13 protein-coding genes are annotated in these 15,396 nt (G+C 65.4%); 4 read left to right on the forward strand and 9 right to left on the reverse strand.

Features of this window, described 5'->3' with window-relative positions:
• Position 1: 1 nt before the first annotated feature.
• The 9 genes from ACEN9O_RS09325 to ACEN9O_RS09365 all read right to left on the reverse strand — a co-directional run bounded on the left by ACEN9O_RS09325 (position 2) and on the right by ACEN9O_RS09365 (position 10,456).
• Positions 2–2,038, reverse strand: coding sequence for an acetyl/propionyl/methylcrotonyl-CoA carboxylase subunit alpha (locus tag ACEN9O_RS09325; RefSeq protein WP_495617284.1), 2,037 nt, complete (start codon positions 2,036–2,038; stop codon positions 2–4).
• 160 nt (positions 2,039–2,198) lie between these two features.
• Positions 2,199–3,248, reverse strand: coding sequence for a biotin synthase BioB (gene bioB, locus ACEN9O_RS09330; protein ID WP_495617285.1), 1,050 nt, complete (start codon positions 3,246–3,248; stop codon positions 2,199–2,201).
• A gap of 17 nt (positions 3,249–3,265) precedes the next feature.
• Positions 3,266–4,048 carry a dethiobiotin synthase gene (gene bioD, locus ACEN9O_RS09335; RefSeq protein ID WP_495617286.1) on the reverse strand — a complete coding sequence of 261 codons (783 nt, stop codon included), beginning with the start codon at positions 4,046–4,048 and terminating at the stop codon, positions 3,266–3,268.
• A gap of 1 nt (position 4,049) precedes the next feature.
• Complete coding sequence (gene bioF, locus ACEN9O_RS09340) at positions 4,050–5,234, reverse strand: 8-amino-7-oxononanoate synthase (protein WP_495617287.1); 1,185 nt, start codon at positions 5,232–5,234, stop codon at positions 4,050–4,052.
• Positions 5,235–5,236: 2 nt separating this feature from the next.
• Positions 5,237–6,571, reverse strand: a complete 1,335-nt coding sequence (gene bioA, locus ACEN9O_RS09345) for an adenosylmethionine--8-amino-7-oxononanoate transaminase (protein WP_495617288.1) — start codon at positions 6,569–6,571, stop codon at positions 5,237–5,239.
• Positions 6,572–6,682: 111 nt separating this feature from the next.
• Positions 6,683–7,468, reverse strand: coding sequence for an enoyl-CoA hydratase/isomerase family protein (locus tag ACEN9O_RS09350; protein WP_495617289.1), 786 nt, complete (start codon positions 7,466–7,468; stop codon positions 6,683–6,685).
• Complete coding sequence (locus ACEN9O_RS09355) at positions 7,465–8,340, reverse strand: dienelactone hydrolase family protein (protein ID WP_495617290.1); 876 nt, start codon at positions 8,338–8,340, stop codon at positions 7,465–7,467. The genes ACEN9O_RS09350 and ACEN9O_RS09355 overlap by 4 nt, the downstream gene beginning before the upstream one ends.
• Positions 8,341–8,353: 13 nt before the next feature.
• Positions 8,354–9,976: a carboxyl transferase domain-containing protein gene (locus ACEN9O_RS09360; protein ID WP_495617291.1), complete on the reverse strand. Its 1,623-nt coding sequence runs from the start codon at positions 9,974–9,976 to the stop codon at positions 8,354–8,356.
• A gap of 45 nt (positions 9,977–10,021) precedes the next feature.
• Positions 10,022–10,456 carry a YchJ family protein gene (locus ACEN9O_RS09365; protein ID WP_495617292.1) on the reverse strand — a complete coding sequence of 145 codons (435 nt, stop codon included), beginning with the start codon at positions 10,454–10,456 and terminating at the stop codon, positions 10,022–10,024.
• 166 nt (positions 10,457–10,622) lie between these two features.
• On the opposite strand from ACEN9O_RS09365, the gene ACEN9O_RS09370 reads away from it, so the two are divergent.
• The 4 genes from ACEN9O_RS09370 to ACEN9O_RS09385 all read left to right on the forward strand — a co-directional run bounded on the left by ACEN9O_RS09370 (position 10,623) and on the right by ACEN9O_RS09385 (position 15,394).
• Positions 10,623–11,363, forward strand: a complete 741-nt coding sequence (locus ACEN9O_RS09370; protein WP_008443158.1) for a GntR family transcriptional regulator — start codon at positions 10,623–10,625, stop codon at positions 11,361–11,363.
• 11 nt (positions 11,364–11,374) lie between these two features.
• Positions 11,375–12,253, forward strand: coding sequence for an N-acetylmuramic acid 6-phosphate etherase (gene murQ / locus ACEN9O_RS09375; RefSeq protein ID WP_495617293.1), 879 nt, complete (start codon positions 11,375–11,377; stop codon positions 12,251–12,253).
• A gap of 178 nt (positions 12,254–12,431) precedes the next feature.
• The gene (locus ACEN9O_RS09380) at positions 12,432–13,616 is read left to right on the forward strand and encodes an MFS transporter (protein ID WP_495617294.1); all 1,185 of its coding nucleotides are present in this window, start codon (positions 12,432–12,434) and stop codon (positions 13,614–13,616) included.
• Positions 13,617–13,738: 122 nt separating this feature from the next.
• Positions 13,739–15,394 carry a glycoside hydrolase family 10-like protein gene (locus ACEN9O_RS09385; protein WP_495617295.1) on the forward strand — a complete coding sequence of 552 codons (1,656 nt, stop codon included), beginning with the start codon at positions 13,739–13,741 and terminating at the stop codon, positions 15,392–15,394.
• Positions 15,395–15,396: the final 2 nt, after the last annotated feature.

Below are 15,396 nucleotides of genomic sequence, written 5' to 3' on the forward strand. Positions count from 1 at the left end.
CTTACGCCGTCTTGAACGCCAGCAGCGGTGCGCCATCGGCCACCTGGTCGCCCACGCTGTACAGGATCTCGTCGACCACACCATCGTGCGGCGCGGCGATGGTATGTTCCATTTTCATGGCTTCCATGATGACCAGGGCGTCGCCCTTCTTCACCTCCTGGCCTTTGGCGGCCAGCACCGCGACCACCTTGCCCGGCATGGGCGCGGTCAGTCGGCCGCCCTCAGCTTCGGTTTCGCCGGCGTGGGCCATCGGATCATTGTAGGCCAATGGATAGTGCGCACCGTTGGTGAACACATGCAGCATGTCGCCGTCGCGGCGCACGGTGCCGTGCACGGCCTGCTCGCCCAGCTTGATGCTGAAGTCATTTCCGTTTTGCGACATCAGGCTCAGCACCTGCGGCTGAGCTGTGCCGACGCTGAACAGCCAGTCGGCGGCGCGGTAGCTGATGTTGACGCCATACGGCTGGGCCGCCGCGAACTCGTCGCCGAACGACAGCGCGCGCACGTATGGATGGTTCATGCGCCAGCCCAGCGCCTGGCCCCACGGATCGGCTGCGTTGGCGCCGGATTGCGCGGCAGAGCGGTCCTTTTCGGATTCGATCAGCGACACGGCGGCCAGCGCCAGCGCTGCATTCGGCACCGCTTGGGCGGCGGGGAACAGCGCGTCGTGATTGCGTTCGATCAGGCCCGTATCCAGGTCGGCCGTCGAGAAGGCCTGGCCTTCGACCAGGCGTTTCAGGAAGGCGATGTTGGTGGCCAGGCCGACGATCTGGTACTGCGACAGCGCCTGCGCCATGCGGGCCAGGGCCTGCTTGCGGTCCGCACCCCAGACAATCAGCTTGGCGATCATCGGATCGTAGAACGGCGAGATCGCATCGCCGGCGCGCACGCCGGAATCGATGCGCACACCGGCTGGCAGATTGGCGGCACCGCCCAGCTCAAAGGCGACCGCGCCTGGCGTTTTCATATGGCGCAAGGTGCCGATCGACGGCAGGAAGCCCTTCTCCGGATTCTCCGCGTAGATGCGCGCCTCGATCGAGTGGCCGTTGATGGCCAGTTCGTGCTGCAGCTTCGGCAGCGGCTCGCCGGCGGCCACGCGCAGCTGCCATTCCACCAGGTCGGTCCCGGTGATCATTTCGGTGACCGGGTGTTCGACCTGCAGGCGGGTGTTCATCTCCATGAAGTAGAACGAGCCGTCCTGGTTGGCGATGAACTCCACCGTGCCGGCGCCGACGTAGCCGACAGCCTTGGCGGCGGCGACCGCGGCCTCGCCCATCGCCGCGCGGCGTTCGGCCGGCATGTTGGGCGCCGGCGCTTCCTCCAGCACTTTCTGGTGGCGGCGCTGTACCGAGCAATCGCGCTCGAACAGATAGATGCAGTTGCCGAGGGTATCGGCAAACACCTGGATTTCAATGTGGCGCGGACGCTGGAGGTATTTCTCCGCCAGCACCTTGTCGTCGCCGAAGGAACTGATCGCCTCGCGCTTGCATGAGGCCAGCGCGTCCTTGAATTGCGCCGAGTTCTCGATCACGCGCATGCCCTTGCCGCCGCCGCCGGCGGACGCCTTCAGCAGCACCGGGTAGCCGATCTTGTCGGCCTGCGCGTGCAGGAAGTCGGCGTCCTGCTGCTCGCCGTGATAGCCGGGCACCAGCGGCACGTTGGCCTTCTCCATCAGCTGCTTGGCGGCGGACTTGGAGCCCATCGCGCGCATCGCCGATGCAGGCGGCCCAATGAATACAAGGCCCGCTTCGGCGCAGGCGTCGGCGAATTCGGCGTTCTCGGAGAGGAAGCCATAGCCGGGATGGATCGCTTGCGCGCCGGTGGCCTTGGCCACGGCGATGATTTTCTCGCCGCGCAGATAGCTTTCTTTGGCGGCTGCGGGGCCGATCAGCACCGCTTCATCGCACACCGCGACATGCTTGGCATTGGCGTCCGCTTCCGAGTACACGGCGACGGTCTTGATGCCCATGCGGCGCGCGGTGGCGGCCACGCGGCAGGCGATTTCACCACGGTTGGCGATCAGTATTTTTGTGAACATGGTCTCTCTCTTGGCAGCTTGTGGCTGGAAGTTTTTTTATAGTTAACCGTAAAACCGTCCGCGTCATTCCCGCGCAGGCGGGAATCCATGCTGAGCATCTCGATCAGATATGGCTGGCTCAGCATGGGCTCCCGCTTTCGCGGGAGCGACGAGTGACGTGTTAGCAGCCGCACTTCTCCTTCGGTGCCGAGTCCAGCACGGCGCCGCGGGTTTTCAGGCCCAGTTTGTTCAACAGCGTGCGGTCGTCTTCCGCTTCCGGGTTGTCGGTGGTGAGCAGCTTGTCGCCGTAGAAGATCGAATTGGCGCCGGCCAGGAAGCACATCGACTGCACCGCCTCACCCATCTGACGGCGGCCCGCCGACAGACGCACGCGCGCCTTCGGCATCGTGATGCGGGCCACGGCGATGGTGCGTACGAATTCGAACGGATCCAGCGGGTCCATGCCGTACAGCGGCGTGCCTTCCACCTGCACCAGATGGTTGACCGGCACCGACTCGGGATACGGATTCAGGTTGGCCAGCTGCGCGATCAACCCTGCGCGCTGCAGGCGCGATTCGCCCATGCCGACGATGCCGCCGCAGCAGACCTTCAGGCCCGCTTCGCGGATGCGGCCCAGCGTGTCCAGGCGGTCCTGGTATTCGCGGGTCGAGATCACGTTGTCGTAGAACTCCGGCGCGGTATCCAGGTTGTGGTTGTAATAATCGAGGCCGGCGGCCTTCAGGCGCTCGGCCTGCTTTTCTTCCAGCATGCCCAGCGTGGCGCAGGTCTCCAGGCCCAGCGCCTTCACTTCGCGCACCATCTCTTCGACCTTGTCCATGTCGCGGTCTTTAGGGCTGCGCCATGCGGCGCCCATGCAGAAGCGGGTGGCGCCGTTGTCCTTGGCCTGCCTGGCCGCATCGAGCACGGTGTCGATGTCGAGGATCTTCTTGGCTTCGACGCCGGTGTCGTAGCGCGCCGCCTGCGGGCAGTAGCCGCAGTCTTCCTCGCAGCCGCCGGTTTTGATCGACAGCAGCGTGGCCAGTTCGACGTCGCCGTCCGGGAAGTTGGCGCGGTGGGTCTGCTGCGCGCGGAACATCAGATCATTGAACGGCAGGTCGAACAATGCCATCACGTCTTCCAGCGGCCATGTCGCGGCAGGCGGCAAGGTGATGGCGGCCGTCGGACGGTGCAGCGAAACGGTTTTCGGTTCTTGGAGGGTGTTCTGGGACATCGTGTTTCCTTCTTCGTTCAAAGTTTGTTCTGAGCTGGCCAATTTGGCAGCTGCGTAAAGTCGAGATATTCGGCGGCGGCTTGCGCGCCGGGTTCGGCCAGGCGCGGTATGCGGCCCAGCAGCGGTGCGCTGATGCGCTGTTCCAGCGCGGCGACGTTTTCGTCGGCGAAGGCCATGTCGTCCTGCGTTTCGTTGGCGACCCAGCCGGCCAGCCGCAGGCCGCGCGCTTCGATCGCTTCCACCGTCAGCAGCGCGTGGCTGATGCAGCCGAGCCGCAGGCCGACCACCAGCACCACCGGCAGGTCGAGCTGCTCGGCCAGGTCGGCGGTGTCGAAATCGTCGTTGAGCGGCACGCGGAAGCCGCCCACGCCCTCCACCACCGAGGCGTCGGAGGCGGCGTTGATCTCGATGTAGGCCGCAAGAATCGGCACCGGCGAAATGGTGACGCCTTCCAGCGCGGCGGCGATGTGTGGTGCGGCCGCTTCCTTCAGCAGGAACGGCGTGGTGATCGATTGCAGCAGGTGGACGTTGCCGGCGGCGGCCAGCTGGTCGCAGTCGTCGTTGTGCCATTCGCCGTCGCGTAGTTCGGCGCCGGCGGCCACCGGCTTCATGCCGCAGGCGCGCACGCCGGCCTGCACCAGCGCGTGCAGCATCGCCGATGAGACCAGCGTCTTGCCGATTTCGGTGTCGGTGCCGGTGACGAAACAGCTGAAATGCGGCGGAATGCCGGTGGCGACCGGCGCTGGCTGCACCTGCGTTTGCGGTGTTTCCACGGCGATGACGGGATCGTCGAGACTCATATCAAGTCCTTTCCAATGCGTTGATCGCGGCTATCAGTTTCGCGACTTCCATGCTGCTATGCGCTGCCGACAGCGTCACGCGCAGGCGCGAGGTGCCCGGCGCCACAGTCGGCGGACGGATGGTGCCCACCCACAGGCCCTGCTCGTACAAGGCCGCGCCGGCACGCATGGTCTCGGCATTATCGCCGATCAGGATGGGCTGGATCGCAGTCATCGAGGGCAGGCGTTGCCAGCGCTTGAGGCGCAGGCCATCGTCCAATTGTGCCACCAAAGCTTGCAGCTGTGCGCGCCGGCTGCGGCCCTCGTCGCCTTCCAGCAGTTCGAGGCTGGTCAGCAGCGCGTGCGCTAGCGCCGGCGGCGTGGCGGTGGTGAAGATGTAGGGGCGGGCTTTCTGGATCAGCGTTTCGATCACCGTCTCGTGCGCGGCGACGAAAGCGCCGCTGACGCCGGCCGCCTTGCCCAGCGTGCCCATATACACCAGGTTGGGCGAGCGCAGGTTGAAGTGCTCCAGCGCGCCGTGGCCGTTGTCGCCCAGCGTGCCGAAGCCGTGGGCGTCGTCCACCACCAGCCAGGCGCTGTGCTGTTCGCACAAAGCCAGCAGCTGCGGCAGCGGCGCCAGGTCGCCGTCCATGCTGAAGACGCTGTCCGTCACTACCAGTTTGGTAGCGGCCTTGGAGGTGGCCAGCAGCTGGGCCAGCGCTTCCAGGTCGGCATGCGGGTAGACCTTGACGTTGGCGCGCGACAGGCGGGCGCCGTCGATCAGCGAGGCGTGGTTCAGCGATTCGGAGAAGATGTCGGCATCGCGGTCGGCGGCGGTCAGGCCGGTGACGATGGCGAGGTTGGCCATGTAGCCGGTGCAGAAAGTGAGCGCGCGCGGCGACTCCAGATGCGCGCCGACGAATTCCACCAGCCGTTCTTCCAGCATGGCGTGGGCGCGACCGTGGCCACTGATCAGGTGCGAGGCGCCGCTGCCGACGCCGTACATCGCCGCGCCTTCCTGCAGCGCGAGCTTGATGCTGCGGTGGTTGGCCAGGCCGAGGTAGTCGTTGGTGCAGAAGGCCAGCAGTTCGCGGCCGCCGACCGACACGCGCGGACCGCAAGGCGTGTCGACCGTGCGGCGGGTGCGGATCAGGTCCTGTTCTGCCAGCGCCTGCAGCTGCTGCTTGAGTTGATTCAGCATTTCCATGGTCAGCCCACCATCACTTGGTTGAACACGGCCAGCGTGTTGGCGGCGAGGCTGTCGATTTCCTCGTCGTTGAGGATATAGGGCGGCATCATGTAGACGGTGGAACCGATAGGGCGCATCAGCAGCTCGTGCTCCACCGCCGTGGCGAAGAAGCGGCGCGAGAAGTCCGGCTTGGCGTCGATGGCGTCGAAGGCCCAGATCATGCCGCGCTGGCGGAAGTTGCGCACCTGCTTGTGCTGCGCCAGCGGTTGCAGCGCTGCGGTCAGACGTGCGGCTTTCACGCGGTTGGCCGCCAGCACATCGTCTTCCTCGAAGATTTGCAGCGTCGCCAGCGCGGCGCGGCAGGCCAGCGGGTTGCCGGTGTACGAGTGCGAGTGCAGGAAGCCGCGCGTGACGTCGTTGCTGTAGAAGGATTGGTAGATCTCGTCGCGCGTCATCACCAGCGACAGCGGCAGGTAGCCGCCGCTGATGCCCTTCGACAGGCACAGGAAATCCGGCCACACGCCGGCCTGCTCGCAGGCGAAGAAGGTACCGGTGCGGCCGCAGCCGACGGCGATTTCGTCGAGGATCAGGTGCACGCTGTGACGGTCGCACAGTTCGCGCACCAGCTTCAGGTACAGCGGGTCGTGCATCGCCATGCCGGTGGCGCACTGCACCAGCGGTTCGATGATGATGGCGGCGATCTTGTCGGCGCGTTCGACGAACAGGCGCTCGACGTCGGCGGCGGCTTTGCGGGCCATGTCTTCGGCGGTTTCGCCTTCGGCGGCGTTGGCATTCCTGGCGTCCGGCGACATCACCGTTTGCGAGGCGCGCAGCAGCGGGCCGTAGGCGTCCTTGAACAGGGCGACGTCGGTGACGGCCAGGGCGCCGATGGTCTCGCCGTGGTAGCTGCCCTTGAGGCAGACGAATTCCTGCTTGCCGCTCTTGCCGTTGTTGCGCCAGGAGTGGAAGCTCATCTTCAGCGCGATTTCCACCGCCGAGGCGCCGTCGCTGGCGTAGAAGGTGTGGCCGAGCACATGGCCGGTTAGCGCCGACAGTTTTTCCGACAGCTCGATCACCGGCTCGTGCGTGAAGCCGGCCAGCATGGCGTGTTCCAGCGTGTCCAGCTGGTCCTTCAGCGCGGCGTTGATGCGCGGGTTGGCGTGGCCGAACAGGTTCACCCACCAGGAGCTGATCGCATCGAGGTAGCGGCGGCCTTCATGGTCGTACAGCCACGCGCCCTTGCCGCTCTTCACAGGGATCAGCGGGATGGTTTCGTGGTGCTGCATCTGGGTGCACGGATGCCATACGCTGCGCAGGCTGCGTGCGACCCAGTCGCTTTGTTTATTCAATTCCAAAAAATACTCCTATCCCCGCGTCGTCATTCCCGCGCAGGCGGGAATCCATGCTGCGGCATATAGGATGCTCAGCATGGATCCCCGCATTCGCGAGGATGACGGCGGGGGTAACTAAACTAGCCATGACGGCTTGCGCTTCTCCAGGAACGAGGCCACGCCTTCGCGGCCCTGTTCCGAGGCGCGGATATGGGCGATGCGCTCGGCGGTATCGGCCAGCAGCGCATCGTTGACGGTTTGCCCGACCACTTCTCGCACCAGCACCTTGGCTTGCTGCACGGCGTTCGGGCTGTTGTTGACCAAGGCTTTGACGATCTCCGCCACCTTGGCGTCGAGCGCGTCGGCGGCCACCACTTCGTGCGCGAAGCCGATGCGCAGCGCTTCCTGCGCGCCGAAACGCTCGGCGGTGAGGAAGTAGCGGCGCGACGCGTTCTCGCCCATGGCCTTGATCACATAGGGCGAAATGGTCGCGGGGATCAGTCCCAGTTTCACTTCGCTCAGGCAGAAGTTGGCCTGGTCGACCGCGACGATGATGTCGCACGCGGAGACCACCCCCATGCCGCCGGCGTAGCAATCGCCCTGCACCTTGGCCACCACGGGCTTGGGACACAGGTAGATCGTGCGTAGCATCTCCGCCAGTTGCAGAGCGTCGGCATGGTTTTCGGCGTGCGTATAGCCCGCCATTTTTTTCATCCAGTTCAAGTCGGCGCCGGCGCAGAAGGCCGGGCCGTTCGCTGCCAGCACAATCGCGCGCAGGTCTTCTTCCGCACCGAGCTCGCCGAAGGCTCGCGTGATCTCGGCGATGGTGGTTTCGTTGAAGGCGTTGCGCACATCCGGGCGGTTCAGCGTGACGGTGGCGACTTTTCCTTCGCGGCTGATGGTCAGCGTAGTAAAGCTCATCTCTTGTCCTTGATCGTATATTTGATTTCGGTCGGCATGCCGACGCCTTGCAGGAAGCGCGTGGTCTCCGGCAGCCAGATGGCGACGCCGTCCGGGCTGGAGCTCATGCCGTGCGCATCGCGCTTGAACGGTCCGTAGGCCACCAGCTGCGCCTTGCCGCCACCGGCGGTGTAGGCCGCGTACATATCGGCCGCCAGCCTGGGGCCGAAGTGCTGGTCGTTGGCGCCGTAGAACCAGATGCTAGGCGTGGTGCTGACCGCGCCGTAGGCCTTGAATGCATCGACCAGCGCGGCCTGCCAGTCGCAATGCGAGCGGCTGTTGACGCCACCGGCGAAGTTGATCACGCCCCGCACGCCGCTGATGTTATGGCTGCCGGCGGCGATCGCCGTCAGGCCGCCGTGCGACTGGCCGGCCAGGATCACGTGCTGCTGGTCGGCCCACGGCTGTTTCATCACGTAGGTCATCGCCGCGTACAGCGACGACGCCTGGTCTTCGCCGTTTTCTTTTGCGTGGCAGTGCGAGTTGACGTAGGTGCCGCCGGAGCCGGCAAAGCCCAGCCGCATCGGGATCACCACTGCATAGCCGCGCTTGACGAACTCGCGGCTGATGACCGGGTAGCGCGCCCGTTCCTGCTGGTGAGCTTCGCCGGCGGCTTTGCCGTGGTTCATGAACAGCACCGGGAACGGGCCGTCGCCCGGCGGTTTGTAGATGGTGGTCTGCAGGCTGATCCCGGCGCCGGCTATCTTAGCGGGGATGGCGATGACCTGCTCGCCCATGCCCGCATCGATCACCGGCAAGGGGCCTGCCTGCGCCGGGGCGCAAGCCGCCGCCAGCAGCAGCGCTGCCAGTGCGTGACGGGATCGGGTCTGCATGGTCATCGTCTGCTTACATCCTGAAGACGCCGAACTTGGTGTCCGGGATTTCGGCGTTGAGCGCGGCCGACAGGCCCAGGCCCAGCACCATGCGGGTGTCGGCCGGGTCGATCACGCCGTCGTCCCACAGGCGCGCGGTGGCGTAGTACGGGTGGCCCTGGTGCTCGTACTGCTCCTTGATCGGCTGCTTGAACGCGGCTTCTTCTTCCGCCGTCCACGAGCCGCCCTTGCCTTCGATGCCGTCGCGCTTGACGGTGGCCAGCACCGACGCGGCCTGGTCGCCGCCCATGACGGAGATGCGGGCGTTAGGCCACATCCACATGAAGCGCGGCGAGAAGGCGCGGCCGCACATGCCGTAGTTGCCGGCGCCGAAGCTGCCGCCGATGATGACGGTGAACTTGGGCACGGCGGCGGTGGCGACCGCCGTCACCATCTTGGCGCCGTTGCGGGCGATGCCTTCGTTTTCGTATTTGCGGCCGACCATGAAGCCGGTGATATTTTGCAGGAACACCAGCGGGATCTTGCGCTGCGCGCACAGCTCGATGAAGTGCGCGCCTTTCAGCGCGGACTCGGAGAACAGGATGCCGTTGTTGGCGATGATGCCGACCTTCATGCCGAAGATGTGGGCGAAGCCGCAGATCAGCGTGGTGCCGTAGCGCGCCTTGAATTCATCGAACTCGCTGCCGTCGACGATGCGGGCGATCACTTCGCGCACGTCGAATGGCTTGCGGGTGTCGACCGGGATCACGCCGTACAGTTCTTCGGTGGGGTACTTCGGTTCCGCCGCCTCGCGCAACGCGCCCTGCTGTGGCTTGGTGCGGTTCAGATTCGAGACGATGGTGCGCGCCAGCGACAGCGCGTGCAGGTCGTTCTGCGCCAGGTGGTCGGCCACGCCGGACAAACGCGTGTGGACGTCGCCGCCGCCCAGGTCTTCGGCGGTGACTACTTCGCCGGTGGCGGCCTTCACCAGCGGCGGGCCGCCGAGGAAGATGGTGCCCTGTTCCTTGACGATGATCGATTCGTCGCTCATCGCCGGCACGTAGGCGCCGCCTGCGGTGCAGGAGCCCATCACCACGGCGATCTGCGGGATGCCCTTGGCCGACAGGTTGGCCTGGTTGTAGAAGATGCGGCCGAAGTGGTCGCGGTCCGGGAAGACGTCGTCCTGGTTGGGCAGGTTGGCGCCGCCCGAATCGACCAGGTAGATGCACGGCAGGTTGTTCTGGTCGGCGATTTCCTGCGCGCGCAGGTGCTTCTTGACCGTCATCGGGTAGTAGGTGCCGCCCTTGACGGTGGCGTCGTTACAGACGATCACGCACTCCTGGCCGGCCACGCGGCCGATGCCGGTGATGATGCCGGCCGCCGGCGCGGCGTCGGCGCCGTTGGCGTCCTGGTACATGCCGTAGGCCGCCATCTGCGACAGTTCGAGGAAGGGCGTGCCGGGATCGAGCAGCATCTGCACGCGGTCGCGCGGCAGCAGTTTGCCGCGGGCGACGTGCTTGGCCGATGCCGCCTCGCCGCCGCCGAGGGCGATTTTGGCGACCTTGTCGCGCAGGTCGTCGACGACGGCCTGCATGGCGGCCACGTTGGCTTTGAAATCCTCGCTGCGGGGATTGAGTTTGCTTTCGATCTGCGGCATTGCTTTTCCTTTTTCTGCGCGGTGTCTCCGCCGCGTCCTGATGATTTATTCTGGAAAACTACCGTCAACGTAAAACCAGCGCAGCCCGCCATCGGCCGGCTCGCGGACAAAATTACTGATCTCGTGCAGACGCTGGGCCCGGCCATTGGTCTTGAACCGGGCGACAAACTCCACCGTATCCCGGGTCGGGTCGGCGTTTTCTGCTTTACGTTGACGTAAACGTAAAGCAGATTTTACCTCAAGTCCCAGCCACTGCAATTTTTCTTCCTTGCTCATGATCGGCTCGGCCGGGCGGGTGCTGGCGTGCCAGGTGGCCATCAGGTAGGGCTCGTTGCGCTGGACGTAGGCGGTATAGCGCGAACGCATCAGCGCCTCGGCGGTCGGCGGGATGGCGGCACCTTCGATATACGGGCCGCAGCAGCTTGCCAGGGAGGGGCCGCCGCAGGGGCAGGCCGCGGGCGCGGTGGACTTCTTGGACATGAATTCGGATGGTCGGGCTGGTGTGACGATCCAGCATTATCCGCCAAATAGCCGCATTCCGCCGGGCTTGCCGTTATGCCAAGGGTATAAATATTGTTCTTTTCAGCGTGCTGATGCACACACGTTTCCTGTAACGCTATTACACTAGAGGCGTGAGGAGATTTGAATGAGCCAGACCAGTTTTGAATTCAAGGCGGATGCCAACGACAGTACGCCGCTGTACATGCAAATTGCCCGCAAATTAAGCGACGATGTCCATAACGGCCGTTACCAGGTGGACCAGGCGCTGCCTTCCGAGCGGACCCTGTCGGAGCTGCTGAACGTGTCGCGGGTGACCGCGCGCAAGGCCATCGACCAGCTGGTGGATCAGGGACTGGTGGTGCGCCGCCGCGGATCGGGCAACTATATTGCGCCGCGCATCGAGCAGCCGCTGTCCAACCTGACCAGTTTTTCCGAGCAGTTGCAGCAGCGCGGCCACATCCCCGGCTCGCGCTGGCTCAAGCGCGCGGTGGTGACGCCGACGCCGGAAGAGCAGCTGAGCCTGGGCCTGTCGCCGTATTCCAAGGTGGCGCGGCTGGAGCGCCTGCGCCTGGCCGACGACGTGGTGATGGCGTATGAGGTGTCGGTGCTGCCGCAGACCGTGCTCAACGACCCGAACGCGGTCGGCGCCTCTCTGTACCAGTACCTGGAAAGCATCGGCCAGGCGCCGGCGCGCGCCTTGCAGCACATCCGCGCGATGAACGCCTCGGCTGAGCTGGCCAAGCAATTGGGTGTTCCCGAGGGGCAGGCGGTGCTGTACATTACCCGTATTGCCTATCTGGAATCGGGCGAGGCGATGGAGCTGACGCATTCCTATTGCCACAGCGATCATTATGACTTCGTCGCGGAGATGCGTCGCGCAACGTAACACAACGACCTATGCTAAAAACCGAAACGCCGAGTACGCAGCACGCGCAGCTGGATCAATATTCGGTTGAGGCATTGGTGGCGGCGCTGGTCGAGGACCAGACCCACGCACTGCGGGCGGTGCAAGCCGCCGAGCCGAGCATCACCGCCGCCGTGCAGTCGATGGCGCCGCGCATCGCCGCCGGCGGACGGCTGATCTATGTCGGCGCCGGCACGTCGGGGCGGTTGGGCATCCTCGACAGCGTGGAATTGTTCCCTACTTTCTCCTGGCCGCACGAGCGCGCCATTGCCCTGCTGGCCGGCGGCCTGGGCGCCATGTTCGAGGCGGTGGAGGGGGCGGAGGATGATCGCGCCAAGGGCGCTTCCGACTTGCGGTTGCTGTATCCGGTTTATAACGACGTGGTGTTGCTGGTGGCGGCGTCGGGCACCACGCCGTATGTGCTGGGCGCTTTGCAGGCGGCGCGCACGGTGGGCGCTTTGACGGTCGGCATCGCCAACAACGTCGGCACGCCGCTGACGGCCGGCGCCGACGTTGGCATCACCATCGACACCGGGCCGGAAGTCATCTCCGGCAGCACGCGGCTGAAGGCGGGCACGGCGCAGAAGATCGTGCTGAACACCTTGTCGAGCGCCTTGATGGTGCGGCTGAACAAAGTCTACGGCAACCTGATGGTGGACATGCACGCCACCAACGTCAAGCTGGTCGAACGCGCGGTGCGGCTGACCATGCACGCCACCGGCGTCGACGCCGACATCGCGCGCGGCGTGCTGGAGCGCTGCCACTTCCACGTCAAGGTCGCCATCGTCGCGCTGCTGAAAAACACCTCCATCGAAGAAGCGCAAAACCTGCTCGACGCATCGGACGGCAATGTCCGCCGGGCCCTGAAATAAAATTGGGGTCAAGTCTGACATTCGGACACGAGCTCTGCCGTAGCGGCTGCTACAGCAGAGCTCGTGTCCGAATGTCAGACTTGACCCCAGGTTGAAAGGCGGTATGAAGCAACAACGCAGTGCCTGGGCCTGGGTGCCTAGTATCTCATTCAGTCAGGCTGTGCCTTACGTCGCGGTGATGATGTTGTCGACTGTGATGTACAAGAACCTCGGCGTGTCCAATACCGATCTGGCGTTTTATACCGCGTGGCTGTACCTGCCTTGGGTGATCAAGCCGCTGTGGTCGCCCATCGTGGAGCTGTTCGGCACCAAGCGGCGCTGGATCGTGCTGCTGCAACTGCTGACCGGCGCGGCGCTCGCCTCCGTGGCGCTGACCCTGCACCTGCCCGATTTCTTCCGCATGAGCCTGGCCTTGCTGTGGCTGATGGCGTTCAGCTCGGCCACCCACGATATCGCCTCCGACGGCTACTACATGCTCGGCTTGCCGACCCAGCACCAGCAGGCCGCGTTCGTCGGCGTGCGCAGCGCGTTCTACAAGCTGGCGATGATCTCCGGACAAGGCGGCCTGGTCTACCTCGCCGGCAAGCTGGCCACGTCCAGCGGTGATCCCGCCTGGGCCTGGTCGGCGGTGTTCTGCCTGATGGCGGCCCTGATGCTGGCCTTGAGCGCGTATCACCAGTTGATCCTGCCCCGCCCCGATACCGACCGCAGCCATGCCGGCGGCGGCGCGCTGTGGAGGGATTTCCTGCGCACCTTCCACAGTTTCTTCCAGAAGCCGGGCATCAAGGCCACGCTGGGTTTCCTGCTGCTGTACCGCCTCGGCGAGGCGCAACTGCTGAAGATGGCGGCGCCCTTCCTGCTCGATCCACGCGCGCAAGGCGGACTGGGCCTGAGCACCGAGACCTTCGGCGTGGTCTACGGCACCATCGGCGTGTGCGCGCTGGTGCTGGGCGGGCTGGCCGGCGGCGTGGTGATTTCCCGCTTCGGCCTGAAGCGCAGCCTGTGGCCGATGGTGTTCGTCATGCACGTGCCGGACCTGGTGTTCGTCTATCTGGCCACCGCGCTGCCGACCAACACCGTGCTGATCTCCGCCTGTCTGGCGGTGGAGCAGTTTGGCTACGGTTTCGGCTTCTCGGCCTTCATGCTGTACATGGTGCTGGTGGCGGACGGCGAGCACAAGACCGCACACTACGCGATCTGCACCGGCTTCATGGCCCTCGGCATGATGTTGCCGGGCATGGTCAGCGGCTGGATACAGCAGCACCTGGGTTATCAATATTTCTTCATCTGGGCCTGCATTTCGACCCTGCCCGCGTTCGGGATGACGGCGCTGGTACGGATCGATCCTGAATTCGGTAGATAAACCCCGTATGCGTTGAGTGATACGCTTGCGCTACCACTTAGGGGTCGGACCCCGTACGGGGTCCGACCCCGCCGGGCAGTGCGGGGTAAAATTACAATACGTGTGCTCAATAGATTCGGGGAATGGTTTTGGTTTTTAATGCAAAGAAGCGGTTGACGCTGACCGCCGGCATGGCCGGCGCACTGGCCGTGCTGCTGGATGGATGTTCCAGCACACCGATAGCGCCTGCCGCGCCAACCGGCGCCACGCCACGCCCACCGGCGACCGGCGCCACGGCGCCATCACCGGCACCGTTCGATATGAACATGCCGCCGCCGGCGCCGCGCGAGTTCCGTGCGGCGTGGGTGTCGACCGTGGCCAACATCGATTGGCCCAGCCGCAACAACCTGAGCATGGCCAGGCAGCAGGCCGAAGCGCTCGCCATCCTCGACCGCGCACAGGCGCTGAACCTGAACGCCATTGTGCTGCAGGTGCGGCCAAGCGCGGATGCGATCTACCCGTCCGAGCTGGAGCCGTGGTCCGAGTTCCTGACCGGCCAGCAGGGCCGCGCGCCGGCCACCGCCTGGGATCCGCTGCAATTCTGGATCGAGCAGGCGCACGCGCGCGGACTGGAGCTGCATGCGTGGTTCAATCCCTACCGCGCCCGCCACGCGACGGCCAAGTCGCCGCTGGCGCGCAACCACATCGGCAGCACCAATCCTGACGTGGTTAAATCCTACGGCCGCTACCTGTGGATGGACCCGGGCGAAGCGGCCGCCTCGCAGCACACGCTGGACGTGGTGCTGGACGTGGTGCGCCGCTACGATATCGATGGCGTCCACATCGATGACTATTTCTATCCCTACCCGATCGACACGGCCGCCAGCACGGCCGGCCCGGAAGGCGTGGCGCTGGACGCCGGCGTTGGCCAGAAGCAGGAACTGGAGTTCCCGGACCAGCCGTCATGGCAGCGCTACTTGCTGGGCGGCGGCACGCTGGACCGCGCCGGCTGGCGCCGCCAGAACGTCAACACGCTGATCGAGGCGCTCTACCTCGGCATCCACAAGGAAAAGAGCTGGGTGCGCTTCGGCATCAGCCCGTTCGGCATTGGCCGTCCGGACCGGCGCCCGGCCGGCATCGTCGGCTTCAGCCAGTACGACAAGCTGTATGCGGACGCCGAGCTGTGGCTGGCCAATGGCTGGCTCGACTACCTGGCGCCGCAGCTGTACTGGCCGGTGGCGCAGGCGCCGCAGGCGTTCGACGTGCTGCTCGATTACTGGCTGGCGCAGAACACCCGCGCGCGCCACGTCTGGCCCGGCCTGTACACCAGCCGCATCGACAACAGCGCCAAGGCGTTCGCGCCGGAGGAGATCGTCAAGCAGATCGGCGTCACGCGCAGCCGCGCCGGCGTGCAGGGCCATCTGCATTTCAGCATCGCGGCGCTGATGGACAACCGCAAGGGCATTGCCGACCAGCTGCGGACGCAGACTTACCAGACCGCCGCGCTGGCCCCGGCCAGCCCGTGGCTGGGCTCGGAGCCGCCGCCGGCGCCGACCGTCGCCGTGCGGCGCGAAGGCAATGGCGTGGGACTGAAGTTGTCCGCCGGCGCCGGCAAGCCGGTCGCGCATTATGCGATCTGGTCGCGCTATGGTTCGGAATGGCGCTTCGCGGTGGCGCCCGCCTCACGGCCGGTGCTGCTGTTGTCGGACGATGCGGCGGGCGGCTCGGCGCAGGCGGTGGTGGTCAGCGCCATCGACCGCCTGGGCAATGAAAGCGAACGACTCAGCGTGATGCGCTGAGT

Source organism: Duganella sp. Dugasp78, assembly GCF_059491455.1.